Source organism: Pseudomonas sp. Leaf434 (genome assembly GCF_001425545.1).
GTDB lineage: Bacteria > Pseudomonadota > Gammaproteobacteria > Pseudomonadales > Pseudomonadaceae > Aquipseudomonas > Aquipseudomonas siliginis.
This window is the reverse complement of sequence record NZ_LMQZ01000001.1, coordinates 1,890,883-1,913,155: the sequence shown is the minus strand read 5'-3', so window position 1 is coordinate 1,913,155 and position 22,273 is coordinate 1,890,883. Positions and strand designations below refer to the sequence as shown.

The 22,273-nt window shown below is 57.6% G+C and carries 30 protein-coding genes and 1 tRNA gene; 10 read left to right on the top strand and 21 right to left on the bottom strand.

What is annotated here, in order from left to right:
- Window positions 1–194 precede the first annotated feature (194 nt).
- From ASG55_RS08605 to ASG55_RS26230, 5 genes are all read right to left on the bottom strand, one after another.
- On the bottom strand, window positions 195–554 hold the full coding sequence (locus tag ASG55_RS08605; RefSeq protein WP_056785494.1) for a PA0613 family protein: 360 nt from the start codon (window positions 552–554) through the stop codon (window positions 195–197).
- Window positions 547–2,766 (bottom strand): VapE domain-containing protein, encoded by a 2,220-nt coding sequence (locus ASG55_RS08600; protein ID WP_056785492.1) that lies wholly within the window; start codon window positions 2,764–2,766, stop codon window positions 547–549. The genes ASG55_RS08605 and ASG55_RS08600 overlap by 8 nt, the downstream gene beginning before the upstream one ends.
- Window positions 2,756–2,980 (bottom strand): TraR/DksA family transcriptional regulator, encoded by a 225-nt coding sequence (locus ASG55_RS08595; protein ID WP_008080171.1) that lies wholly within the window; start codon window positions 2,978–2,980, stop codon window positions 2,756–2,758. The genes ASG55_RS08600 and ASG55_RS08595 overlap by 11 nt, the downstream gene beginning before the upstream one ends.
- The gene (locus ASG55_RS08590) at window positions 2,973–3,491 is read right to left on the bottom strand and encodes a phage regulatory CII family protein (protein ID WP_009049401.1); all 519 of its coding nucleotides are present in this window, start codon (window positions 3,489–3,491) and stop codon (window positions 2,973–2,975) included. The genes ASG55_RS08595 and ASG55_RS08590 overlap by 8 nt, the downstream gene beginning before the upstream one ends.
- Before the next feature lie 319 nt (window positions 3,492–3,810).
- Window positions 3,811–4,035 (bottom strand): helix-turn-helix transcriptional regulator, encoded by a 225-nt coding sequence (locus tag ASG55_RS26230; protein WP_045123078.1) that lies wholly within the window; start codon window positions 4,033–4,035, stop codon window positions 3,811–3,813.
- Window positions 4,036–4,135: 100 nt separating this feature from the next.
- Here ASG55_RS26230 and ASG55_RS08585 point away from each other — a divergent pair, with 100 nt between their 5' ends.
- The 7 genes from ASG55_RS08585 to ASG55_RS08555 all read left to right on the top strand — a co-directional run bounded on the left by ASG55_RS08585 (window position 4,136) and on the right by ASG55_RS08555 (window position 8,265).
- Window positions 4,136–4,885, top strand: coding sequence for an XRE family transcriptional regulator (locus tag ASG55_RS08585; protein ID WP_056785489.1), 750 nt, complete (start codon window positions 4,136–4,138; stop codon window positions 4,883–4,885).
- Window positions 4,886–5,138: 253 nt separating this feature from the next.
- Window positions 5,139–5,729, top strand: coding sequence for a hypothetical protein (locus tag ASG55_RS08580; protein WP_056785486.1), 591 nt, complete (start codon window positions 5,139–5,141; stop codon window positions 5,727–5,729).
- A gap of 10 nt (window positions 5,730–5,739) precedes the next feature.
- Window positions 5,740–6,021, top strand: a complete 282-nt coding sequence (locus ASG55_RS08575; RefSeq protein ID WP_056785483.1) for a phage antirepressor KilAC domain-containing protein — start codon at window positions 5,740–5,742, stop codon at window positions 6,019–6,021.
- Between the two features lie 158 nt (window positions 6,022–6,179).
- Entirely contained in the window at window positions 6,180–6,560 is a 381-nt protein-coding gene (locus tag ASG55_RS08570) for a pyocin activator PrtN family protein (protein ID WP_056785479.1), read from the top strand.
- Window positions 6,560–7,030 (top strand): hypothetical protein, encoded by a 471-nt coding sequence (locus ASG55_RS08565; protein ID WP_236708162.1) that lies wholly within the window; start codon window positions 6,560–6,562, stop codon window positions 7,028–7,030. The genes ASG55_RS08570 and ASG55_RS08565 overlap by 1 nt, the downstream gene beginning before the upstream one ends.
- Entirely contained in the window at window positions 7,027–7,233 is a 207-nt protein-coding gene (locus ASG55_RS08560) for a DUF4224 domain-containing protein (RefSeq protein ID WP_056785475.1), read from the top strand. The genes ASG55_RS08565 and ASG55_RS08560 overlap by 4 nt, the downstream gene beginning before the upstream one ends.
- On the top strand, window positions 7,234–8,265 hold the full coding sequence (locus ASG55_RS08555) for a site-specific integrase (RefSeq protein WP_056785472.1): 1,032 nt from the start codon (window positions 7,234–7,236) through the stop codon (window positions 8,263–8,265).
- Between the two features lie 93 nt (window positions 8,266–8,358).
- On the opposite strand, the gene ASG55_RS26795 is transcribed toward ASG55_RS08555, so the two are convergent.
- Window positions 8,359–8,436, bottom strand: a tRNA-OTHER gene (locus ASG55_RS26795).
- Window positions 8,437–8,845: 409 nt separating this feature from the next.
- Window positions 8,846–9,013, bottom strand: a complete 168-nt coding sequence (locus ASG55_RS26790) for a hypothetical protein (protein ID WP_156388174.1) — start codon at window positions 9,011–9,013, stop codon at window positions 8,846–8,848.
- A 319-nt stretch (window positions 9,014–9,332) separates the two neighbouring features.
- On the opposite strand from ASG55_RS26790, the gene ASG55_RS08550 reads away from it, so the two are divergent.
- The 3 genes from ASG55_RS08550 (at window position 9,333) to ASG55_RS08540 (ending at window position 10,733) form a co-directional block, all read left to right on the top strand.
- A complete protein-coding gene (locus ASG55_RS08550) occupies window positions 9,333–9,542 on the top strand; it encodes a hypothetical protein (RefSeq protein ID WP_041481023.1) in 210 nt (69 codons plus the stop codon).
- A 78-nt stretch (window positions 9,543–9,620) separates the two neighbouring features.
- The gene (locus ASG55_RS08545) at window positions 9,621–9,986 is read left to right on the top strand and encodes a hypothetical protein (RefSeq protein ID WP_056785467.1); all 366 of its coding nucleotides are present in this window, start codon (window positions 9,621–9,623) and stop codon (window positions 9,984–9,986) included.
- A 54-nt stretch (window positions 9,987–10,040) separates the two neighbouring features.
- Window positions 10,041–10,733 carry an SOS response-associated peptidase family protein gene (locus ASG55_RS08540; protein ID WP_056785464.1) on the top strand — a complete coding sequence of 231 codons (693 nt, stop codon included), beginning with the start codon at window positions 10,041–10,043 and terminating at the stop codon, window positions 10,731–10,733.
- Between the two features lies 1 nt (window position 10,734).
- Here the strand turns inward: ASG55_RS08540 and ASG55_RS08535 are convergent, their stop codons facing one another.
- The 14 genes from ASG55_RS08535 to ASG55_RS08470 all read right to left on the bottom strand — a co-directional run bounded on the left by ASG55_RS08535 (window position 10,735) and on the right by ASG55_RS08470 (window position 22,267).
- Window positions 10,735–10,950 carry a hypothetical protein gene (locus ASG55_RS08535; protein ID WP_221264806.1) on the bottom strand — a complete coding sequence of 72 codons (216 nt, stop codon included), beginning with the start codon at window positions 10,948–10,950 and terminating at the stop codon, window positions 10,735–10,737.
- A gap of 195 nt (window positions 10,951–11,145) precedes the next feature.
- On the bottom strand, window positions 11,146–11,649 hold the full coding sequence (locus ASG55_RS08530; protein ID WP_056785461.1) for a lysis system i-spanin subunit Rz: 504 nt from the start codon (window positions 11,647–11,649) through the stop codon (window positions 11,146–11,148).
- Complete coding sequence (locus tag ASG55_RS08525) at window positions 11,649–12,071, bottom strand: cell wall hydrolase (protein ID WP_056785458.1); 423 nt, start codon at window positions 12,069–12,071, stop codon at window positions 11,649–11,651. Before ASG55_RS08525 ends, ASG55_RS08530 begins: the two co-directional genes overlap by 1 nt.
- Window positions 12,072–12,130: 59 nt before the next feature.
- Window positions 12,131–12,499 carry a hypothetical protein gene (locus ASG55_RS26915; protein WP_056785455.1) on the bottom strand — a complete coding sequence of 123 codons (369 nt, stop codon included), beginning with the start codon at window positions 12,497–12,499 and terminating at the stop codon, window positions 12,131–12,133.
- Window positions 12,496–12,831 carry a hypothetical protein gene (locus ASG55_RS26910; RefSeq protein ID WP_056785451.1) on the bottom strand — a complete coding sequence of 112 codons (336 nt, stop codon included), beginning with the start codon at window positions 12,829–12,831 and terminating at the stop codon, window positions 12,496–12,498. The genes ASG55_RS26915 and ASG55_RS26910 overlap by 4 nt, the downstream gene beginning before the upstream one ends.
- Window positions 12,831–13,823, bottom strand: a complete 993-nt coding sequence (locus ASG55_RS27165) for a hypothetical protein (protein WP_056785449.1) — start codon at window positions 13,821–13,823, stop codon at window positions 12,831–12,833. The genes ASG55_RS26910 and ASG55_RS27165 overlap by 1 nt, the downstream gene beginning before the upstream one ends.
- 21 nt (window positions 13,824–13,844) lie before the next feature.
- Entirely contained in the window at window positions 13,845–14,525 is a 681-nt protein-coding gene (locus ASG55_RS08505) for a hypothetical protein (protein WP_056785447.1), read from the bottom strand.
- The gene (locus ASG55_RS08500) at window positions 14,525–14,836 is read right to left on the bottom strand and encodes a hypothetical protein (RefSeq protein WP_056786843.1); all 312 of its coding nucleotides are present in this window, start codon (window positions 14,834–14,836) and stop codon (window positions 14,525–14,527) included. Before ASG55_RS08500 ends, ASG55_RS08505 begins: the two co-directional genes overlap by 1 nt.
- Before the next feature lie 8 nt (window positions 14,837–14,844).
- Window positions 14,845–18,411, bottom strand: coding sequence for a phage tail protein (locus ASG55_RS08495; RefSeq protein ID WP_056785446.1), 3,567 nt, complete (start codon window positions 18,409–18,411; stop codon window positions 14,845–14,847).
- A 58-nt stretch (window positions 18,412–18,469) separates the two neighbouring features.
- A complete protein-coding gene (locus ASG55_RS08490) occupies window positions 18,470–19,072 on the bottom strand; it encodes a tail assembly protein (protein ID WP_056785443.1) in 603 nt (200 codons plus the stop codon).
- A gap of 53 nt (window positions 19,073–19,125) precedes the next feature.
- Window positions 19,126–19,548: a hypothetical protein gene (locus tag ASG55_RS08485; protein WP_056785440.1), complete on the bottom strand. Its 423-nt coding sequence runs from the start codon at window positions 19,546–19,548 to the stop codon at window positions 19,126–19,128.
- 37 nt (window positions 19,549–19,585) lie between these two features.
- On the bottom strand, window positions 19,586–20,653 hold the full coding sequence (locus ASG55_RS08480) for a DUF6161 domain-containing protein (protein WP_056785437.1): 1,068 nt from the start codon (window positions 20,651–20,653) through the stop codon (window positions 19,586–19,588).
- A gap of 101 nt (window positions 20,654–20,754) precedes the next feature.
- A complete protein-coding gene (locus tag ASG55_RS08475) occupies window positions 20,755–21,516 on the bottom strand; it encodes a C40 family peptidase (protein ID WP_056785435.1) in 762 nt (253 codons plus the stop codon).
- Between the two features lies 1 nt (window position 21,517).
- The gene (locus tag ASG55_RS08470; RefSeq protein ID WP_056785432.1) at window positions 21,518–22,267 is read right to left on the bottom strand and encodes a phage minor tail protein L; all 750 of its coding nucleotides are present in this window, start codon (window positions 22,265–22,267) and stop codon (window positions 21,518–21,520) included.
- Window positions 22,268–22,273: the final 6 nt, after the last annotated feature.

Genomic DNA, 22,273 nt, shown 5'->3' with positions numbered 1-22,273 from the left:
GAATATTTAAAAACACGCGTGCGCGTGAACACGCGCATTGATGCCCGCTACGCATACACGGGCGGGATGCATGAAAAAGGTGGGACGGTGGGACAGCCCAGCAATGACGCGGCCTGCGCCCGTCCCACCACCGCAAAAAGCGGTGGGACGGATGCAGGCCGGTGGGACGGCGTGAGCCATAGGAATGCCCACGATCAAGCCGCCTCCCCCAGGAGGAAGTGCTCGACCACGATGTGAGCGTCATGCAGGCGCTGGTAGTAAAGGTTGCGTGTGCAGCCACTCTGAGCCAGACGCGCAGTCAAAGGCGCATGAGGCTGGAAGTAATGCACCTGCACCACTGTCATCAGCTCAGGATCGAGGCGTTTCTTGACGATGCGCTCGATGTCCAGAGAGGCTTCCAGCGGCACCCTGCTCCCGCGCCTGCCGCGCACGAGCTGACCACCGCTCTCCATCATCATGGCGACCATGTTGCCGCCCGAATAACCAGCGGCCACCTCGTCGCTGTGCAGTTCCTGCGCCCATTGCTTGAGGGCCATATCGATTGCCTTAATCATCGAAGCACGGCTCCTCGAACTCAGGTTGTTCCAGCGCAGGCGCCCTGCCCCAACCCTCCGGTTTCTTGTACGCCCATGGCCGCTGACCGCTCTTGCTCAAAGCGCCCAGACGGAACCGTCGCCAGCCCAGTCGATGGAGGATTGCTCCCACACGCATCTGCTCCGGTTTACCCCAGTGACCCGGATCGAGCTTGAGCGCCTGACTCATCACTTCACTGCCGGTGGTGGTCTCGCCGATCTGCGACTCTTCAAGCCAGGTCAGGATGGGCGTTTCCCATTCGTCCACCACAAAGCGTTCGTCCTGCTCCTCGCTGAACATTGGCGCTTCCTCTCGCGTCACCCACCAGAGGTCGCCGGCCTCAAAGCAGAACATCGCTTCAGCCCACAGCTGATCGCGGATCTCGCGCAGCAACGCCACGTCGACCTTGGTACAGGCCACCGGCCAATAACGTCGGTTGCCGGTGGCGTCCTTGAGGTACTCGTCCTGGTTGGTGGTACCGACGAAAACACACTGGCGTGGCACGTCCAGGGTTCTGCGGCCATAGCTTTCGCGGTAGGTGTCGGTCGACGCTGAGAAGAACTGCTTGGCCTTGGTGCTTTCAGCCTTGTTGAAGCTGTCCAGTTCGCCCAGCTCGACGATCCACTTGCCACGAATCGCCTGAAAGCCGTCCTTGTCGCCGAGTGCAAACGGCGTGTCCATGAACCACTCGCCGCCGAGCACACTCATGGCGGTCGACTTACCGGCGCCTTGTACGCCTTCGAGGATCATTACCGAGTCCGCCTTGCAGCCCGGCTTCATCACCCGCGCCACGGCCGAGATCATCCAGCGCTTGCCGACCTTGGACGTGTAGTCAGTTGTCTTCACCCCCATGACATCCGTCAGCCAACGCTCCAGGCGCGGCACGCGATCCCATTCCAGCGTTTTCAGGTACTCACGCACCGGGTGAAACGCGTGGTCGTGAGCAACTACACTCACTGCCTCAATTACGTGCGATGACTTCACGCGCAGGTTGTACTGCTGTGCAAGCCACTTCATCACACGCACGTCGTCAATGTCGGCCCACTCGCCGGTGCCACCGCCATAAGGCGCGGCACGCAACTTGACGATCTTCGAGCTGAAGGCGCAGTAGCTGATCACCCCGGCCCAGCGTTCGTCGTGAGCGAGGATCAATTCGACGTTCTGCATGTGCGCGATCAGGGCGCCGCTCTCGCTGCGGGCCAGCTGATCTTTCCAGCCACCGGCAGCGGGTGGGCGGACCACGGCGAGCACTTGTCGGCGAACCGCGTCCAAACCTTCGGCGACGTGCAGGTCGTTGAAGTCGGTCCACTTGTCGTGACGCTCGACCGAGAAGATCGGCGCAACGACCTGGGCACCGACGATCAGCGCGGCGTTGCTGGCCTTCTCCTCGCCCGGGTTCCATGCATCGCCGTTGGGCTTGATGGTCTTCCAGTCATCATCGCGGCAGATGATCAGCGGGCAGCCCGCAAAGCGCTCGCGCATGACCTTGCACACGGCCAGCAGGTTGCCCGCATCGAAGGCCACCGCCACAGCGAGCGACGTCGCCATGTGCAGGCTGGCGCCGGTGGCGTAACCCTCACAGACCAGCACCGGTTCGCCCGGTACTGGGTGCGGACCGAGCAGGTGGAAAGTGCCCTCCTTCGCCATCCCGTAAGGCCAGTAGGATTTGTCGCGGCCGGTGTCTTCCTGCTTTTTTGGGAAGATCACCTGAAGGCCCATGATCTGATCACGGGCATTGTTCATCGGCACCAGTACCGCACCGGTGCGCGGCGCGTAACGCACCTTGATGCCAACGATCTGCTTGCGGTCCAGGTATTCGCTGCGGCCGGTGGTCGGCATGCGCTCGAACAAACCCTGCGCCCTTTTCGCGGCCCGCCGCGCAGCGTTTCTCGCGATTTCGGCGGCGCGGCGCTTGGCTTCTTCCTGGCGAGCGCGCATCACTTCGCGCTCTTCCAGCGACATGCGCCCGGCCTTGACCTTGATCTTCTGCGTCTCACCCGAGCGCCAGTCACCGAAAGCGCCGAAGATCAGGGTGTCGCCCTTCTCCGTGCGCTGCTCGTGGACCACGTACCAGCCGTTCTTTTCCTTGCCCTTGTCCTGCGATGTCTTGCAGCGGGTCAGCTTGCCGAACACCAGCGGTTGCGCTGGCTCCAGACCGTAATCGGCGAATTGGCCCAATACCTCATCGAGCATGCTGAATACCCCGCTCAGAGAGGGACTGGCAGCTGATGCATTGCGAGCAACCCGGTTGAGCCAGGCGGCGTGCTTCCGGGATCGGATCGTCACAAGCCTCACAGAACAGCAAGGAATGGGCAGCGCTTTCTGCTTTGGCAGCGCTACGCGCGGCCATGGCCTGATCGATGCGTTCCTGCACCAGATCATTAGCGAAATCGGCGATGTCAGCCACGGTCGGCACCTCGCGTCGTCTGGTTGACGTAGGTGGCGCGGTTGAACAACCCGAGTAGCCCTTGAATGCCTCGGAACACCTGCAGACGAATCGCCGCGAGTTCCTGATCAGTCACCACACCGTCGCCGATGCTCTTGGCCCAGGTCTCGGCCAGATCGGCGACCTGGCGGAAGTATTCGGCGATGCCGGTGGTCAAGGTCTCGGGCATGTCGTTGGTATAGGTGTCGGCCAGCTCCTGCCAGATCGTGTCGCCGACCAGCGCATGCACCGCATCGAGAATGCGGCGATCCTTGGTCAGTTCGAGGATCTCGCCGAATTCCTGAATGTTTATGGAGTGGCTCGGGTGGGTCGGCGACAGTTTATGTTGCAGCGTGGTCGGGTTACGACCGGTCGTGGCTGCGATGGCAGCAGCGCCGCCCGGGTAATCGCGAGCGGCGTGGTACAGCGCTAAATCGAGCGGCAGGATTTCCCGCTGCGCCCGTTCCAGAGAACTGAGAGCGATACGGCTCATGGCATTAATCCTAAAAGTTGCCAGTGCCGCGCGACAGAAGTTGGTGATACATTTGCCGCGTGGTCTGGAGAGGCCCAAAGCCGGCTAGGTTCGTAAGACCAACACCGGCACCGTGCCGGGGCGAACAATCCGTTGTTCACCCCTGGCGCAACAGCTGCCAGCTCTGTGGTAAGAACGGCAGCAACACCAAGGCTTCCGAGCCTTGGAAACGCGATGAAAGTCGGCGGCATGTGGTGTGCTCGCCTGCTGACATCGCGACCCGATAGCATTGTGGTGATGCTATTGGGAGAAACTGGGCGACCCTTGGGTCGCCTTTTTTCTATGCGGCTTGGGACTCTTCCATTTCCGGAGGAAATACGTCATCAAGACTGCACGGCGCTCCTAACTTATTGAGCGCTCTGACTATGGCTCTGCACTCCGTAAGCCCTGCGATTCGACGTCCTGCTTCGTAATTGCTTATACGTGCCTGAGTCCATCCAAGAGCTACAACGAGTTCCTTTTGCTTGATCCCAGCTTTCTCTCGATGTTCAGCGATCAGATTCATGATGCCCTCCAATTAGCCGGAGCCATCTTAATCACGAATCGTAGATATTTCAACACGCAAAGTGATGATAAATAATTTCAGAGCGTGGTAAAAAAAGCACATGAACACACTCGGCGAACGTATTAAGCAATACCGCAAAGCCAAGGGCATGAGCCAACAAGCCCTTGCTTTCGCTTGCGGTTGGGAATCCCAGTCTCGGATAGGCAATTACGAGAAAGGGGCTCGTCAGCCCAATCTCCACGACTTGCAAAAGATAGCGACAGCACTGGGAGTATCTTTTCCAGACCTGGTAGCAGGAAAAAATCGTTCCGACGTTGAGTCGTACTCAGACGCCATTCAAGGTCGGATTCGGTCTGAAGACCGTCTTGTGAGGGACTACGGAAGATCGAAAGACAAAGACCAACCTGTTAGCAGCCTTGTAGGCTGGGCCAAGGATGGAAAGGTGCCTGTGCTATCAAACGCGCAGCTTGGGAATGAGGGCTTCTTCGACACGGTAGAACCGCCACCAGGGCAAGGTGACGGCTACCTAAACATACATAGCGATGACCCAGATGCCTATGGCATAAGAGTCATGGGCGATAGCCTGATGCCCCGCATAAAAAATGGCGAGTTCGTTCTTATAGAGCCGAACAAACGCTTCAGTAGCGGTGACGAGGTCATAGTTCGAACGTCCTCCGGCAAAGCGATGATCAGAGAGTTTATTTATCTCCGAGACGGAATGTACCGGTTGGATAGCGTCAATACCGATCACGAAACTCTTCACATTGCAGAACAAGAGGTGGAGGAAATCCATCTCGTAGGCGGAATATTGAAGTCATCACGTTTTCTACACAGTGCCGCGCTATTTTAATCACACTATGTGTTGACACAAACAAGCACATTGCGTGATATTTGCCTCACTCTTTACCACAGAGCGAGGCAACACCAATGCATACCACCGCAACCTTGCATGTCCATCCGGCATGCGTCAGCAATCGCAAACTGATCGAACAGTTGCAGCTCGCCACGGGCTGTCTGGTCGTCATTCATAACAGCAAACCCAAGCTTGTTGCCAAGTCCTGCCAGCCCTCTCCTATCGATCCAAACGGTGGAGGGCACGCGGCATGACCAAGTACAAAATCGACAACCGCACCCTGCAGTTGCTCAACGCCCAGGTCAACCTGACCGAGACCTTCAACCACGTCCTGCGCACAGCACCGAAGCGTGAATGCCTGGCATTCCGTCTCAAAGTTGAGCGCGGCGCAGTGGAAAGCACTTTTGTCGTCGAACTGGGCTGCGAACGCCACACGCTAACCCTGCCAAACGACAAGAAGATGCACCTCAAACTGGCCGACTTTATTGAAGAGATTGCCAACGGTCCGTTCGACGCGAGCAACTCCAGCGACCTGGTGCCTCTCCCGCATGCCGATCGTCAATACGGTCGCTTTGAAGTCCAGGACAAGCAGCGCGTGTTCGAACTGGTGCACACCGGCGGCGTGCTGAGCCTCGACATGGGTTTTGAACTTCCCCTGCATGTGGCGCTGCATCGCACCCATACACGCCGCGGCGTCACCGCGATCTTGAGCATCGGCAACAAGAGTCCGCACACACGCTGCTTCACCTTGTACGACTCCGATGCCGAGATTTACGCAAAGGTGATTGAGTCCATCAACCACCTTGCTGCAGCGGCCACTCCAGCTGCGCACGCAGCATGAGGAGGACGCTATGGAACGCACTCTCGCCCAAGCAGCCGCTCAACTCGGCCTCACTCGCCCCAAACTGATCGCTCTCATGCGGGAAAAAGGTTTGCTCAAGGGAAACCTGCCGGCGGATCCGAAGCGCGACAAAGCGTACCTGCGGGTCAAGGACAGTCCCTGGTATGACGAGAAACACGGAATGCAGTACAGCCAGTCGACTCGGGTGAAGCAGGCCGGTATCCGTTGGCTGGCCGAGCAGTTGGACATTGATCTTCCTGCCATCCCGGCAGATCGCCGTGACGTGGCCTAGGGAGTACGCCCGCCAGATCGTTGCCATGCGCACACGCGAGGAGCGTAACGCCGCGCTCCTCGAAGTGCCCGAACATCTGCGCGAGCTGACCAGACGCCACTGCCTGAACGCCTGGAACCACCCGGCACGACAACAACGCAAGGAGGCTCGACAAGGCCATGAGTAACACTGCACAGAATCCGCTTCGCCTGCATCCGGCGCCCGAATCGGCCACCGTCGAACTGCTCTATCGAATCTTCGGTGACGTCCTGATCCCGCTGGAAAAAGTCCGCGAACAGTACTTTCGCAACCTCAACGAGCAATCGTTCGTGACGGAGATCAACAGCGGCCGGATCCAGCTTCCCATAACCACACTGGACACCAGCCGCAAGGCGCTGAAGTACGCGCACATCCGCCATGTCGCCTCGCTGATCGATATCCGCGCCTACAAGGCGGATGAAGACATGCAGCGACAGCAGGACGGCCAACGCCCTGTTGCCCCCACACCACTGACGGCTGTCACCACCAGCCAACGACAATCCCAGGAGCACACCACTTGATGACCCCAATACAAATCGGTGCACTCGTCACCCTGATAGTTCTGGCCGCCCTGCTGCTCTGGGGCGGTTACATCATGGGCCGCAGCGATGGCCTGGAAACAGGCCTGCGCGAGGGTGAAGACATCCAGCGCGCTGCAAGCGCCAAAACCATCCGCGAGCTCCAGGCCTCCCTGCAGTTCATCCGGGCCGATCACACGCGCTTGGCACACACCTGCAAACGATTTGAAGCAGGTCCACTCTTCGGCCCGGCCGAGCACCAGACGCTGGTCGATATCGGCGAGCTGCTGCGGATCGCCGCCGAGACCTTCAGCGCCTTTCGTACCGGCAAGAAGCATGGGCGTGATGCCCGCTCCCTGCGCGAACAGGCGCTTGCAATGGCTGCGCTGCTGTACCCAGGAACCGGGGGCAGCGAGGCCGCAATGCAAGCGCATTCGAAGCGCTCTGCACTTCCTAGCAAGGAGCCAGCATGAGTATTCAATTTCTTAGCCATGAGCAAGTCTGCGAACTGACCGGAGCTAAAACTAAAGCCGGTCAGATTATGGTGCTGAAGCGCAATGGCATTCGTCATACCATCAAGCGCAATGGCTGGCCTTGCGTGATTACGTCCGCGTTGACAGGAGCAACTACCAACATGGCAGAAACTCCAACGTGGCAGCCGCGCCTGGTGGGATGAATGGGACGAAGACCAACAAAGCCGGGGAGCATTCCTCGCCTGCGCGAGAGAAAACGCGGCAACACAACCTATTACCTTTACGACACTGGCGGGAAACCACGCAAGGAAATCCCGCTAGGTACGGATTACGGCCTGGCCATCTTAGAGTACGCAAAGCTCGAAAAAAGCCGCGTCTCTCAAGCCCTGACACAAACCGTACTTACCTTTGCTTACGTAGCCGAGCTTTATATGAATGAGGTGGTTCCCACAAAAGCCCACGCCACCCAAAAAGACAACGCGCGCGAACTCAAAAACCTTCTTCTGTTCTTCAACGACCCGCCCGCCCCTCTAGAAGCTATCGAACCGAAACATGTCAGCCAGTACCTTCGTCATCGTGGCAAGACAGCACCTATTCGCGCGAATCGGGAGAAGGCATTACTCAGCTCCATCTGGAACTTTGCTCGCGAGAATGGCTATACATCCTTGGCAAATCCTTGCTCAGGCGTGAAAGGCAATAAAGAAACCGGTCGCGACATATATGTTGAAGACGACGTACTTGCCAGAGCCTACCGGCATGCCGATCAGCCATTGAGGGACGCTTTGGACCTGTTCTACCTAACAGGTCAGAGGATCGCAGACACATTGAAGATGGATGAGCGAGACATAAAAGACGGAAAGCTCTCCGTTCAGCAAGGCAAGACCGGGGCAAAACGAAGGATCGAGATCATTGGTGAGCTCAAAGTCGTAATCGATCGAATCATGACACGAAAGGCTGGACACAAAATCCGATCAACACGTCTGGTAGTTATCGACTCTGGGCAGCCAATGACGACCAGCATGCTCAGAAAGCGGTTTGATGACGCCAGGGAAGCAGCCGGAATTCCAAAAGCAGAATTTCAGATGCGCGACCTAAGAGCAAAAGCGGCGACGGATAAGGAGGAGTCAACGGGGAGCATCCGAGAAGCTAGGGACCAGCTAGGACATACAACCGTTGGGATGACAGAACAGTACATCCGAATGCGCAAGGGGATGAAGGTTACCCCTACGAAGTGACTGACGGTCACGAATTGCGGAAAAGATTTTTTGATTGCGGAAAAAAGAACAAAGGGCTTGCATGAGGTATGTCATGCAAGCCCTTGATATTCATGGTGCCCGAAGCCGGAATCGAACCGGCACGCCCTTACGAGCGGGGGATTTTAAGTCCCAAGAGGAAATCAATCAGGCCGCGCCTTGTGATAGATTTTCCGGTCCGCAATCAGGTTCCAGAGCCTGCCATACAGCCCAATGTTTCCGCATACCTTAGAATCATTGCGGCCCGAAAATTCACGTGTTTGAATTGTAAAAATTCGCTTCAACTAAGCCTAATAGCCAGGTCACATTATGCCGATTCTGCATATTACGAGCGATCCCTGAGTGCCTGTTCAGTCCCTAGCACCCCATGCTGGGGACTGTAGCGACCCAAGCAATTGTTTTGTAAGGATAAAGCCCTGTTTTCAGGGTAGCAAAACATTCGTTTTTTTGTGCTTATGCAAACGGAAACAAGCGGCCTGCAGAGGCGGTTTTGCGCAGAAATGAGAAATACGAATGACACATAGATTACTGGCGCGGCGGGTCAGACAGCGCCAGATCACACTCACTTTTTGGCCGGCGTAGGGGACGGTTCAACCTTGAAATCGTCGCCCGCTTTGTCAGCATCTTTAATCCCCTTAGCTGCTCCCGCATTCGAAGTACCTGTTTTTCCTTCCCGGACCTTCCCTTCAACCCCTGCTTTTACATCGCTGGGTAAATCTTTAGAGACCATTTCGCTGCTCCATATGTATTAACTACGCAATTAAGTTAATCAGGTATTGTCGAGGGTGCAGATAAAATTAAAGATTGTTTGGCTATCATTGAGATAGCGATGGCAAAAAACGCCACCATGTCAAGGTGACCCCGAAACACACGCAACCCATTGATGCATAAAGGAAACACACCGAAATTGGCAGGGTCAAAAACTGACCTTACCCGCTATAAGAATCAACAACTTAGCGCTGTATTTTCCTACAGTGCTCTACCCTTCTCCGGCGTTCTGCCGATCAAATTTCTCTCTGCTATTCTGGTTTCGTCCAAGGAGGAAACCAATGCCAAACTCTGATCTGCTCCCTTCCCTACTGTTCAAAATCAACGAAAACCAGCTCGCCCTTGAAGCCGCCATCATGGAGCTCACTTTATGGGTCGAGCAGCGCGGATCCGCCGATGTCGCCGAAAACGTCCGAAGCTCTCTCGCCGCGATCGATCGAAATGAAGAATTCATCAAAATGACGTTGGCTGTTTTGATGGCGCCGGACTGACAGTTCGTCGCCGCAGCCTCGCCTACGTTCCGCCTCTCGATTACTGTATATGCAACCAGTATCCAGTAAGGCACTCACGTGGACCCCCTCTATATAGAAGACACCGACGATTGGCTCGGCAACCCGACCCCGCTTGAAACCTGCCGACACCAGCTCAGGATGTATGAAAACGAATTCGAGGCTCTCATCCTAAAGCTCGCTCGCGCGCTGGCGAATATCGAAGGACTGGTCAGAGACAATGACGCCCTCACGCAGGAGAGAAACTCTCTCAAGGCCAAGCTTCAGCACGCCGAAGGGGCTTTGCTAAGCGAGAGGCGACGATTCGCCGACGTCGAGCACAACAGGAACCATCTGTTAAATGAAAACCAGCGCCTTTTCAGAGAAGCTCGAGATCGGGGGGAATTCGCAGGTCATTGCGAATGCTGCGCCGAAAAAGGTTTGTGACGAAGCCTTCCCTTATGGGTCTACGCTGAATCAGATCCAGCCGAGGGCATGGCAATGTGCGGACGACTTTCCCAGTACAGCGGCATTCACGACTTCGTGGCGGCGCTCAGCATGCCGAACGCGCTCATCAACTCGACCGGCGAGCAACCCTTTGAGCGGTACAACGCCGCGCCAACCACTCAGCTCGCCCTCTTCCATCAGGAAGGCGAGTTTCTGCATGCAGATATGGTCCGCTGGGGATGGCGACCGCATTGGGCAAAAGGCCGAGCCGCGCCAATCAATGCACGCGTCGAGAAAGTCGCCCATGGCCCTTTCTTTCGCGCGATCTGGCCGCACCGGGCAATCATCGCGATCAACAACTGGTTCGAGTGGGTAGACGAAGGTGGGCCGAAGAAGCAGCCCTACCTGATCAGGCATCGCGACCAGTCCCCGATCCTCTGCGCCGCGATCGGCCAGTACCCGAACGAAGAGCACGGCCCCGGCGAGCACGACGGCTTTGTAATCATCACCGCCGACAGCGCCGGCGGCATGGTCGACATCCACGACCGCCGCCCGGTCGCTCTTCCGCCAGAGCTCGCGCGGGAATGGTTGGACCCAGCCACGCCCAAAGAGCGCGCCGAACAGATGGTGCTGCATGAGGGCGAGCCATCAGAGGCTTTCGAATGGTTCAAGGTCGATCGCGCCGTGGGCAATGTACGCAATCAACAAAGCGGATTGATCAATCCGATTGATGAAAAAGCTGAATGATTTAATGCTGAGAAAGTGTCTTCAGGTGCTCCACCAGCGCAGATTCGAAAATGATATAGAGCCTTTCAGCATCGCCAGCGCGCAGGGCGCCGGCGGTTTCCAGCCCAAGCACGAAGCCTTCTGCCCGTGCTCCCGCCTTTACCGCCGTGATCATCGAATCCGTCCGGACGATCTGCGCCAGCAGGCGATCGGCCTCTCGCTGCATTTTGTCGCCCATCACTACGCCTTCCACAACGATTCACCCTTTGTATTCACTGCGACATCCAATACATCACCGCCAGGACGACCGTAACCCAAACGAGGGTCATCAAAAACGAAAGCCCTGCGAGTCGCTTGTCCACGTACATATCGCCATCATCAAAAAGGAATGATGGTTCAAGACCAAAGGCCCTGCAAGCGTGGCGGAGGGCCATCAATGTTGCAAGTTTCGCACATAGTCCTGGCACGCCTGCAGCGAGATCAGTCCGCGGTCACCGGTGTCGGTGATGGCGATAATTCGTTGAGCATGCGCCGCGTCAAGTCGGGCTCGTACGGCTGCATGATCCACGCCGCCGGCGCCGGAGGCTTTTGGCACGTCACTGCTACCGGCTGAATCCGCGTCGATGAGGACTGACATCCGCAGATCAGCAGTGGCAAGGCGATCGCGCAGGCGATTCTGGTCACGTTGGGCATCACTCAATTTCCTGTAATGGGTTTGCTCACTGGCTGCCAGCTTTTGTTCGAGCGCAAGTCGCTTGTCTTGCTCGGCCTTCTGCGCATCGGCGCCGGCCTTGGCAAGTTGGTTCAGGGTCTCGCCGTGCAGCCTGGACTGCTCGGCCAACTGCCTTTCATAGCGCCATCCCTGAAACTGCCATGCACCGCCGAAGCCGGCGAGCATCAGCGACAGCATGCCGATCAACCGCCAAGGCACGACCATCACGGCACATCCCTGAAGAAAACGTGGCCGCCGAGCCTCAGCGTCTGTTTCGCCTTTGCCGTCCAACCCGGTGCCTTGATGCTGGCGGCGTAATAGTGGGTGGCGCCGCCGGTAGGATCAGGCACCTTGCCGTCGATCACCTGGTCAGCCGCGATACGGCACTGCGCCAGCTCGCGGAACGGGATCTGCTTCACTCCGATCAGGAACTGATAGTTCGGGTCGGTCTTGTTCCAGCAACTGAACTGGTACGGCTTCTGGCACACGCCGGCGTAGCCCTCGCCCCACCACGACTTTTCCTTTCCATCGAACACGCGGTTGCGGATCGTCCAGGCCACGGCGACTTGGCCGGCCGCCCCTTCGCCTCGCGCCTCACCCCAAATCGTACGGGCGAGGATGTCGCGGTCTTTCTCGGTTACTGGCATCACTTTTCTCCAGGCAAAAAAATACCCGCTCGATGGCGGGTTGCAGTTTTTGATGCGGCTCAGATCGACTCGGCCTCACTCAGTAACGGCGCAGCAATGATTTCCGGGATGGGCGGTTCGATCGGCCATATCGGCGCCTGATACCAGGTCGGCTGCACAGTGACCTTGCCGAGTGCAAACTTATAGGTCTTCCACGCTTTCAGGTTCAGCGTCAGTGCGGCCTGCTCGGCCTCGTCTTCTGCCGTGGCTTCGCCGATATCAATGCCGAAATTGATCGTATCGATGCGGTCTTGAATTCGCGAGATTTGGGCAATCGCCTGTGCATTTCGTGAGGCGAGCAATGCCTTCGCGGCTGCCAATTCAGCGGCCTGAATGGCGGCGTCCTTCATGGCCTTGGTGATCAGTTGAGTCCAGTCGATATTGCTCATGCTCGCAGCCTACCTTCGTCAGTTGCAGGTTCGTCGGGCAGCGGCGCAGGAAACGCGACCGGGCCGTCAGCTACGTTTTCTAAAGGAACAGGAAATGCTTGTTCTTGGCTGTAGTTCCAAGGATTGGGCAGCAGAAGAGTGAGGATCAGCTGGCCATCAATGCGCTCCACACTGCCTGCAAACCAGATGGAGGAGATTGCTTCACGCGGGAGCGTGTCGCCCTCGCCGACTGGACTGAAGTCGAAGTCCTCCCCGTTGACGGTAAGAATGTCTCCCCTCTTCACAACTTCAAGGGTGTCGTCACGGCGCTGCGGACTCAAATAAAACTTCATTAGAACCACCTGCCGATCGCGATTAGAGGGACATCAAATTGAGTACCGCCTTCGGCTACCGCACTGATCATGAAATAGGACGGCCATTGCGTACTAGTGCCTTTGGCGCTTAGCACAGGCCAACCCAGTCCGAACGTGCATTTGATGCCGGGAAGAGGAAAGAACGGGGTTGTGCCAGATTTAAATGGGACTGGAAGGGTACCGCCGCCAAATGCGGGGCTGTTGAACAGCCCGGCCGCATAAGAGGAGTTCATTGTCAAAGAGGCTGTATTGAGCCTATAGGTACAAATCTGCGTACCGTCTGCCCAACGAATACATTCACCGTTGGTGTTCGACACAAATTCAACTATCGCCCCTGTCGGAATTCCCCCGGTTTGCGATACCGCGCCAACGATCGCAGCGACAGCGGCCGATCCGAGACCAAGACCCGAGCGAGCAGCGGCTTGGGTTTTCCCGCCAGTGCCTCCCATGGCGACCGGAACAGCAGTGGTGAGCGCAGTCAGCTCTGTGATATCTGAATTCTGACCGCTCTTGGCGGCAACAAGCGTCTCCCTGGCAGCTGAAGCGTTGACGTCGTCAACCATCGTCTTCATAAAGCTCGAGAAGCCAAGCCCGGTAAGGGCGTCACCTGAATTGCTCGCTCCAGTTCCGCCCTTCAAAAGCGGCAATATGTCGTAATTACCAGTGGTCCCCAAAGCTGCCAGCTTGTCGCCGTAGTCATTGAGGATTGCTCGCACTCGGTCGGATAGATCCTTCTGGTACCCCTGCACCGGCATGATCGAATAGAAGCCGCCAGTCACTGTCGGGCCTTCGTAGTTCGGCGAGATCGACAATGCAGTATTGCTGGCAATGTTGGTCACTTCGTACCAGCGACCGTCAGGCCCGCGAAACCCGTCGCCGACCCGGCTGTTGGCAATGAAGGCAGTGCCTGTGCCGATCACCGCATTGGAATTTTGGGTGACAGAAACCGTTCCCGTCTTGTACCAGGGCATGGAATGCATCCTATAAATGGGTTATGCGGCTTGTTTTGCGAACACTGCCGGCAGGAAGAAAGCGAAGGGGTTCGATGCCGCAATAGTGATGGCGTAGAGCGTGTTGTTTGGGAAATCCCACCAGCAATAAAGATCGCGAGGGATACCGCTTCCGGAAGTCATCGGCATGCCGAATGTGTTGAGCAACATGTACTCGTTCTCAGGGAAGTTGAACGGAACGCTATAGAAGATCCGCGTCAGGCCCTGAGGGGTGGTGTCGTAGCGAACATACGTCCAGTTCTGAAACGCGCGGGTAAACGTTGCGTTCGGCGTGCCGGAGTCAAACAGCAAATTGCTCGCACCATCCCACAAGCGCATCCCGTACTGAGCAACAGGCTGGGCACCAAAGGCGGCGACGAAATAACGCCCACTCAGGCCGGCAACGCTGACGTCGTACGCCCTGACATAAAAGCCAGTCCAGTTACCCGCAGAGCCGAGAAGACTCATCCGGCAAAGTCCTGCTACCCCGTTTATAGTGTCAGGTCGCACGAATACGAGCGGAGGCTCTTGCGAGGTGACGGGGCGTGCAAACGTGGTAACCGAGCCAAGCCCAGACTCTTGGTTTGGTGCATATCGCCCTGAAGCAATGACCATCAGCCGTGCATACTCTGAATCCAAAGTGACGACGTTATTGTTGTTTGTGAACTGAACGCCGTAGCTCATCAGCTCCACCTCATTACTATCAAGCGCATGGTTCCGGAAGACGTGGTACTCGCCGCGTACGTCCGGGTGTAGTTGTAGACGCGGACGACTCCGTCGAGCATCTCGGTTTCGAACTGCATCTGGTTCTGCGAATAGGTGCCGATCGGGATCACGATCGCCGTTCCGTTACCAGGGCCTACACCGGGAACGGCGAAATCCTGCGTTCCTTTGCTGGCTCCAAGCGCGAAGGTCACTTGCACTGAAAGCACGACTCGAATCGTGAATGAGTTCTCGTCCAGCTGGAGCGCCCCATCGGCGCCCCATATCCTTATGCCGAAGCTCATGCGTTCAAGTTCCCCCACTGATAGCGCTTCACGCCGTTCTCGTCGAACACTTTGCCGCCGTTGTTGTTGATGACTTGGCGAGCGCCACCACCCAGCGGGCTGTTCAACTCGAAGTTGCCGGCCTTGTCGATGCGCCAGCCCTGAACACCTGCGATGTAGTTGTCTGACTGGATGAAGAAACCGATCTTGGCGTTTCCGATAGAGGCGTCCTGAATGAACGCCGAGTTCATGAACACCTGTCCGCCCTGCACCGCAAACGGCACCGCGATGGCGCCGCCGGCGATGGTGTTGACGATGGCGAAGCGGTCGGCACTGACCAAGAACTGGCTCTGCAAGCCGGCACCAGTGTTCTCGATGCCAAGACCGATACCGGCCGCAACGTACTGCCCATTCGCCGTGACCTGCATCTTCACCGACCACATCGTGCTCAGCTTGCCAGTGGTGTCCGCATAGGCGGTCGAGGTTTGTTGAATCGCTGCCGAGTTCTCCCCGACAGAAACATTCAACTGGTCGATCTTCGTCGCGGTCGCCGATTCGTTCGTGGCCACCACCTGCTCAAGCTCGGTGATGTTCGCTGCGTTCTCGCCGATTTTCGCGTCGAAGGTCGTTACACGGCTCGCCATTGCCTCGTTTTGGGAGGCGCGAACCTTCGATTCGGACGCAATCGCCGCCGTGTTGGTATAGCTTTTGATGGCGTCCGCGAGATCGCCAGCGCCGTCGTCGTCTCGATAGGAGGCGCGAAGCGCTTCGAACGCTGTGGCTTGAGCGGTGACCACGCCGTCGAGTTCGGAGATCTCCGTGGTGTTGGTCGCTACCTGCTGCGCAAGACCATTCGCCGTCTCCACTGTCTGCCCAACGTCGAGCCAGTACAGCGGGTTCGGCGGCGGCGTTTCGATAGGTACCGGGCCGGTGGCTTGATAGATCCGCTTGCCCTGCACCACCAGGTCGTACTCTTCGTAAGTGGCGTCTGGGTTGTAGCCTTTCAGGCCGTCTAGGGCATCGATCTGCGCTTGCAGGCCCGGGATCTTGTCGATCTCGTCGAGGATGTCTTGCCCCAACTCGGTACGGCCGATCTCGCCCGCGATCATCTCCAGAATGGCCGCAGCATCCGAACTGGATTGCCCCTGCACACCAAGCCCGATCGGATACCACGGCCCGATGTTGCCGATCTTGTCGACGATGCGTCCCCAGAAATAGAAGGTAACCCCGGCGCGCAGGCCGAGCATGGAGAAATCACTCTGCGGATAGGCCAGGTCTGTCAGCTTGGTCGCAGCTTCCAGATCAGTCGTAGGCCCGTACCAGATTTCCGTGCGCTGGCTGTCCTCGGCGCCAGCTGGGAAACCCCACTTGAGATAGATGCCGAACAACAGCGGAGTCGCGGTCAGGAACGCAAGTGCCGGCGGCAGCCCTTGCTTACCGCTGAGGCTGGTCAGGATCGAGTTGCGCCACGGCGACGTGATGTCGAATGCACTTACCGCGCGGACGCGAGCCACGTAGGCGCCCGCGTAGATGCCGACCACGTCCGCGTTGGTCATGCCGGTGCGCTGCAGCTTGATCCAGTTGCCGCTGTCCTTGCGCCATTCGACGTCGTAGCCGACCGCGCCATCCACGGCCGGCCAGGTGATGGTCATGGTGGCCACGGCCAACCCCTGCACGACCGATGAAGTCGACGACAGCGAAACGCTGGCCGGCGCCGGCACAACGGTGATCGGGATCACGCTGATCGGGCGTTCCTCCAGGCGTGCGCCGGTGTCGATGAAAGCAAACTTGCTCGGCTCGAACTGGAGCGCGCTGATCTCGTAGTCGCCCTCGGTGGTGCGCTTGGTGCGCAGCACTCGGTACAGCGGAATGGCCAGATCGTCGGCATCAAGCGCCCATTGCAACTGCGCAACCGGCGGTTCGCTGTAGGCAACCGTGACTGTCACTGCGCGGCCGTTGGCGCTCTGCACGGTACGCCCTTCGGCGCGACCGCCCGGCAGATTAATGATCAGCCTGTCACCTGCCTTGGCCTGGGTGTCGCGATCGAGCGTAATTACCCGCCCCGCCACGGCCGAGATCCGGCCGCCCACTTCACGACCAGCCAGCAAAGAATCCGCCACCGGAATGATATGCCCCGGCAGTGGGATCACGCCTTCCATACCAGTCTTGAACGAGACGGTGCGGTCTTGGTTGTTGCTGAGAATCGCCCACTTGCCACGGCGCTGGGCCTCGGATGCGCGGGTGCAGCCTATGGCGCTCAGCTCGGTCGGACGATCGCCGTAACGGCGTTGCAGATCCAGGTCAGCGAACGGAATGACATCGGTGTCGTAGTTGTTCGCCGGGTTGTCGTAGCTGACCAGCGCCCGGGTGTAACGGGTTTTCGCCGAGGCGCTGCCGTAGGAGAACTTGCCGTCGATGACGTTCGACCGGGTGAACACGTAGTCGAAGTCCTGCGCGCGCGGCATGTCCGCCTGCATCACCAAATGGCCCTGCGCCCAGTACGTCATGCCCCGGTAGATCGCCGAGATATCGCGCAGCAGCGACCACGCATCAGCCTTGCCCTGCAGGTTCATATCGCAGAGGAAACGCGGCTCCTGACCGCCGAGCCCGTTCGGCACCAACTGGTCGCAGTATTGCGCGATGCGGTACAGCTCCCACTTGTCGACCATGAACGGCTTGATACGCTTGCCCAGGCCGAACCGGTCTTCGGTGCAGATGCCGTAGGTGATCCACGCCGGGTTATTGGTCCAGGCCGATTTCATCGAGCCGTCCCACGTCCCGGTGTAGGTGCGCGCGATCGGGTCGTAGTTGCTCGGGACCATCCAGCGGCGCGCCTTGCACTTCACGGTGACGGCCGGGATGTTGGTGAACTGCTCAGCGTCGAATTCGATGTAGAGCAGCGCAGTGTTCGGATAGCGCAGCTTGGCGTCGATGACTTCGGTGTAACCGGCCACCAGCATGGTGTCGGCGATTTTGTTGGTGTTCTGGTTTGGCGTCAGGCGGCGCACACGGATCTGCCAGCCAGTGGTGGCGTCAGGCAGATCGATGCGGCGCGAGCGCTCATAGCGCGTGGTGGTCTTGCCGTCGACGGCGTCCACCAGCACCTGCTGATAGGCGCCGCCGTCGGTGGCGACGTCGATTGCGTACTCGATGCGGTAGCCGCCGACGTTGCCTTGGTCATCCGAGCGTTGCAGCGCTGGCCAGGCCAAGCGCATGCGCACAGCCGAAAGTTGGGTATTGGTGATCGAGCGCACCCACGGCGAATCGCTGCGCAGCTCGATGTTCAGCGACGTCTCGTTCTCAACGGACGGGATGCCCGGGATGTAGGTCTGATCTACCGAGCCCGGGCGCCAATCCCACTTCACGTTGGGGAAGTTGTAGTTGCCGCTGGCATCGCGGATCGGCGTGTTGTCCAGGTAGATGTCGTAATCGGTCGGGACGCTGTCGAACTCACCCTCGCCTACGGCGATCAGCAGCTTTGCCAGGTTGGTCGAGCGCAGGCTGTCGCTGGCTTCGGTCGGCGACTTCGGCTTACTGCTGCCGCCCTTCTCGCCGTGGATATCGATCTGTGCTGCTGCGCCCATGCTTTCCTCCAGGCATAAAAAAACCGCCTCGCGGGCGGTCGCTGTGCTGCTGTCCTGATTACACTTTGTCTTCGGCCAGGATCGAGGCCGAGATGATCATCCCGCCCCACCGGCGTTCGCCGATGCAGATCGGTACCGGGTTTCCGCTGGCGGTGGTGTTCTTGGCGCTGCCGAAGGCGTAGGAAGGGGAGTTTTCGGGGGATGCGCTTTGCTTCAGGCCTGACGCCTGCGGGCTGAGCATCTGGATGACGCCGCCGGCGACCAAGCCAATACCAGCACCGATCAGAGGCGCACCGAATGGAGTGGTGGAAAGGAACGTACCTGCAACGATCAAGACTGCGCCAATAATGGTTTGGATGAGCCCGGCTTTTTTGCTCCCCTGAATGATCGGCACAATGCGGATATCAGTTGCTCCACCCAATCCAAATTCCGCCTCGCCGACGTTTTTTCGATTGCGAAACACGGCGAAGCGCATGCCCAGCCGATCGAGGCGCTGAATTTCTTCCTTAAATCCTACGAGCGTTGCCTTCAGCGCTCTGAATGCTTCCCATGCTTGGCCGGAGTCCAAGACTCGACGGTGAGCCCTGCCAAACTTCGACGCCAAGGATCCTGACAATTTGATCGTAGTCATTGGCTGATAGTGAGCGACGGTGCAATACATGCTTTTCTCCGGACATAAAAAAACCGCCCGAAGGCGGCTGTTTGAAAATTTACTTACTGATAATCGACGTATGGGCCAATAAAAAACCCGCTCATGTCCCCACTGATTCGGTAGAGGCTTTCTTTGCCGCTTTTCACATTGGCAGAGATCGTGCGGATGGCAGCCCCGCCACAAAGCCCAGAGCCAGCAAGACCCGCTCCGATACTTGGATTGCCCGGCGGTAGGTAAAAGGATGCGCGCTGCCCGGTGCCGATTTTCGCTGCCTTCCGGCCATCGACATACACGACTATGTCACAACCAGATCCCACCATTCCCGCGTCGCGGACTACCGTTACCTTGCCGCTTTCACCGGCAGGCCTGCTCTGAAACGCATATATCTCATCATTTGGTACCGGATCCGCCTGGAGTAGTGGAATTGCAGAAGACGCGCACCCGGCTAACAGCGCACCTGAAAACGCACTTATCAGAATTCGCATTCCAATTTTCCTTCTTGATTTTGATATAACGCTTTTACTAGACAGGCTTGTCTCCACCTCTACTTTTTAGGACCGCATCTAAAATCTTCCCATACTCTGGGGCAGTGGACTCTTCCGAAATAGTATTATTCGAAGGCCGAAACAACGTCGTATAGAATAGAAGCTGACTCTCGTGTGATATTGATGAGTCAAGCGCTTGCATCGCCACAAAAGTCTTTATCATAGTTGACCTTTCAAGCGACTCTGCCTCAGAAGTTAAATTCACCATCATCAGTTTAACAAAAATTCGAGTCGCCCAAATCCCTCCCGTGGTGACCAACAAAATCACAGCGACCCCGGCAAGCGTTTTTGGTAGAGTAATCTCATAATCAAAAACTGTGTGCGTCACGCCTGCTGCATACCCATAAAGCATAGAAAAAAATAATAAGATCGCAAACACACCGCCGGAAATTACAGCATATTTGCTATAGTTTTTTGCGTTATCCTTGTGGATTTTTCGTCGCTCCTCCCAAAACCGTACAGGTTCTGAAAGCGCTATTGCCGACGTTGCAGCCTCCACCAAACTCGATACTTTTGAACTTGCTGAATCAACTTGAAACTTTATATCTTTTGAAACTTCAATTGAGACTTCCTTAACGCTCTCAATTGATTTATCGATAATTTTCACATACTCCTCGAAACTAGCTGTCACTCCCTTTTCATAGCCTTTCAGATACCCTTCATCTAAAGCATCAGAAACAGAGCGATACGCATAGACGACGGGCATCGCCAACCCACCAACAAACGACGCACGAAATTCCTCCGCCTGTTTGTCATCATGCATCGGCAGCCTAGCTGTGCTATTTGCATCTACAAAATCAGAGTACGCCGCATCGTGAAATAGACTCTCCACAGCGCTAAATCTAGCAACTATTTTCTTTAAGCTTTCAATGTATGCGTCAACCACTCCATGAAGAAAGGGATGAACTTTATTACCGTTCATATTCGCCCCTCTAAAAATATCACTCCAGTATTTAACTTCCTCTTTTAGCCACCTCCCAAATTCCTCTTCAGTTAGATACTTTACATTGGCATACCGCGAACTGCCCGCCTCGAGATCAACCATTTCAACACCCTTAAACCCATCCTTGGCAACATGCCATCACACCTATTTACCACACCCTTCGATATTTTTGTATCGCTGAAGATGTGACGCATGAGCCAAACTTATGATTGCAGGACAAAACGATGCCGCAGCACCAGTCGAGTTCGCTCAAGCCACGGCCCACCGAAGACAATGACTTCGGAAGGCCGCCCGTACAGGTGGTGCAGCAAGAAAGGCCCGGGACCAAACGTGGCAGCACCCTCGCTAGGCAGCGCTGGATCACTGCCGAGGAAAATCCCGGCATGATTCGGGTAAACGGTGCGCCCCACTTCCATCACGATCATGTCGCCGCGCTGCGGTTGGTCGACGCGATAGAAGCCGGCGGACTCGTAGTTCGCTTCGTACAGGCTGGTGTTTTCCTTGTTCTCCCACCAGCCATCGGCGCGCTTGAAGGCTTCGAACTCCAGCCCCCACTCGCGCTTGTACCAGTCGGCGCAGACCTGCCAGCAGTCCCAGGCGCCGTGCACGAACGGTCGCTTCAGCAGCGGCACTTCACCGGTGGGAACAATGGTGCGCAGGTCGCCTTCCGGCCAGCTCAGAATGTGCCAGGGCATCGCCGTCGCTTCGCACATGGCGAGGTCGCGCGGTGACGGCCTGCTGGTTGCGTCCGGATGTGAATGCACCACGCCGATCACTTCACCGACGTCCTCGGCCGTCGCGTACTCCTCGGGATCGATTCGAAACTCTTCGTTCGGCTCCGTCGAGACGTTGATGCAGGGGAAGTATTGCTGCTTGCGCCCAATCGCCAGCAGGAGCCCGCAGCACTCTTTCGGGTACTCGGCGGCCGCGTGCGCCTGGATCGCGTTCAAGATGTGCTTTCGCATGTCAGCTCCGTGCGATCAGGGAAACGGCCGGGAAGCCACCGAACGGCAGCGGGTTGCCCTCGCCGAAGCGCGGAATGCAGCCCTTGCCCAGCGTGGCGTCGCATTGGTCCAGTTCAGGGTTATCGGTGATGACGCCGTCCTTCGTGACATACGGGCCGGTGTAGCCACAGTTCGGCCCGCGATACCCACCGGTGAGGCACCAGTGGCACAGCGTTGTCGCTTGCCGCCCGATCGACTCATTGCCCACGTCGCCCGGGCTGGCCAGCTCCCAACTGACATTCTCCCCGTCCTCGTTCGTTTTCTGGTCGATGTACCAGACCTCGATCGTCTCTTGGGTTGGGTCTGCTGTAGGGTTGCCGGCCGGGAAGTTCGCAGCGTCGAGGTAGCTGCCGAGCGTGTGCCGCATCGTCAGCTTGAATTCGAGCAGATCCTCGAAAGCAAGACAGAGCGCAGTGATGCGCCCGTTGACGTTGCCCACCGACAATGTCGGCCGGACCGCCGTGCCGTCGCCGTTCGCCTCGATGCCGTCGATCTGCATCGGCCAGGCGCTGTACTCGTTGCCCTGCCAGTAAATCGCCTTCGCGGGCAACTGGTCGGCATTGGCGCCGGCGGCGATCAGGTCGGCTGGCGTGTGCGGTATCGCGTGCCCGTGGAAGCGCAGAACGTCCGCCCCGTAGTCCGTGCCGTCCAATTCAAAGAGCAGCACTTCGCTGCCAGGCTCAAGCACCTGGATGTCACTGATCAGCGGCATGATCGC

Bases quoted from the DNA above. Each gene is read 5' to 3' on its own strand.
- ASG55_RS08605 (WP_056785494.1), bottom strand. From the start codon at position 554: ATGATTAAGGCAATCGATATGGCCCTCAAGCAATGGGCGCAGGAACTG.
- ASG55_RS08600 (WP_056785492.1), bottom strand. From the start codon at position 2,766: ATGCTCGATGAGGTATTGGGCCAATTCGCCGATTACGGTCTGGAGCCA.
- ASG55_RS08590 (WP_009049401.1), bottom strand. From the start codon at position 3,491: ATGAGCCGTATCGCTCTCAGTTCTCTGGAACGGGCGCAGCGGGAAATC.
- ASG55_RS26230 (WP_045123078.1), bottom strand. From the start codon at position 4,035: ATGAATCTGATCGCTGAACATCGAGAGAAAGCTGGGATCAAGCAAAAG.
- ASG55_RS08585 (WP_056785489.1), top strand. From the start codon at position 4,136: ATGAACACACTCGGCGAACGTATTAAGCAATACCGCAAAGCCAAGGGC.
- ASG55_RS08580 (WP_056785486.1), top strand. From the start codon at position 5,139: ATGACCAAGTACAAAATCGACAACCGCACCCTGCAGTTGCTCAACGCC.
- ASG55_RS08575 (WP_056785483.1), top strand. From the start codon at position 5,740: ATGGAACGCACTCTCGCCCAAGCAGCCGCTCAACTCGGCCTCACTCGC.
- ASG55_RS08570 (WP_056785479.1), top strand. From the start codon at position 6,180: ATGAGTAACACTGCACAGAATCCGCTTCGCCTGCATCCGGCGCCCGAA.
- ASG55_RS08565 (WP_236708162.1), top strand. From the start codon at position 6,560: ATGACCCCAATACAAATCGGTGCACTCGTCACCCTGATAGTTCTGGCC.
- ASG55_RS08560 (WP_056785475.1), top strand. From the start codon at position 7,027: ATGAGTATTCAATTTCTTAGCCATGAGCAAGTCTGCGAACTGACCGGA.
- ASG55_RS08555 (WP_056785472.1), top strand. From the start codon at position 7,234: ATGGGACGAAGACCAACAAAGCCGGGGAGCATTCCTCGCCTGCGCGAG.
- ASG55_RS26790 (WP_156388174.1), bottom strand. From the start codon at position 9,013: ATGGTCTCTAAAGATTTACCCAGCGATGTAAAAGCAGGGGTTGAAGGG.
- ASG55_RS08550 (WP_041481023.1), top strand. From the start codon at position 9,333: ATGCCAAACTCTGATCTGCTCCCTTCCCTACTGTTCAAAATCAACGAA.
- ASG55_RS08540 (WP_056785464.1), top strand. From the start codon at position 10,041: ATGTGCGGACGACTTTCCCAGTACAGCGGCATTCACGACTTCGTGGCG.
- ASG55_RS08535 (WP_221264806.1), bottom strand. From the start codon at position 10,950: ATGGGCGACAAAATGCAGCGAGAGGCCGATCGCCTGCTGGCGCAGATC.
- ASG55_RS08530 (WP_056785461.1), bottom strand. From the start codon at position 11,649: ATGGTCGTGCCTTGGCGGTTGATCGGCATGCTGTCGCTGATGCTCGCC.
- ASG55_RS08525 (WP_056785458.1), bottom strand. From the start codon at position 12,071: ATGCCAGTAACCGAGAAAGACCGCGACATCCTCGCCCGTACGATTTGG.
- ASG55_RS26915 (WP_056785455.1), bottom strand. From the start codon at position 12,499: ATGAGCAATATCGACTGGACTCAACTGATCACCAAGGCCATGAAGGAC.
- ASG55_RS26910 (WP_056785451.1), bottom strand. From the start codon at position 12,831: ATGAAGTTTTATTTGAGTCCGCAGCGCCGTGACGACACCCTTGAAGTT.
- ASG55_RS27165 (WP_056785449.1), bottom strand. From the start codon at position 13,823: ATGCCCTGGTACAAGACGGGAACGGTTTCTGTCACCCAAAATTCCAAT.
- ASG55_RS08505 (WP_056785447.1), bottom strand. From the start codon at position 14,525: ATGAGCTACGGCGTTCAGTTCACAAACAACAATAACGTCGTCACTTTG.
- ASG55_RS08495 (WP_056785446.1), bottom strand. From the start codon at position 18,411: ATGGGCGCAGCAGCACAGATCGATATCCACGGCGAGAAGGGCGGCAGC.
- ASG55_RS08490 (WP_056785443.1), bottom strand. From the start codon at position 19,072: ATGTATTGCACCGTCGCTCACTATCAGCCAATGACTACGATCAAATTG.
- ASG55_RS08485 (WP_056785440.1), bottom strand. From the start codon at position 19,548: ATGCGAATTCTGATAAGTGCGTTTTCAGGTGCGCTGTTAGCCGGGTGC.
- ASG55_RS08480 (WP_056785437.1), bottom strand. From the start codon at position 20,653: ATGGTTGATCTCGAGGCGGGCAGTTCGCGGTATGCCAATGTAAAGTAT.
- ASG55_RS08475 (WP_056785435.1), bottom strand. From the start codon at position 21,516: ATGCGAAAGCACATCTTGAACGCGATCCAGGCGCACGCGGCCGCCGAG.
- ASG55_RS08470 (WP_056785432.1), bottom strand. From the start codon at position 22,267: ATGCCGCTGATCAGTGACATCCAGGTGCTTGAGCCTGGCAGCGAAGTG.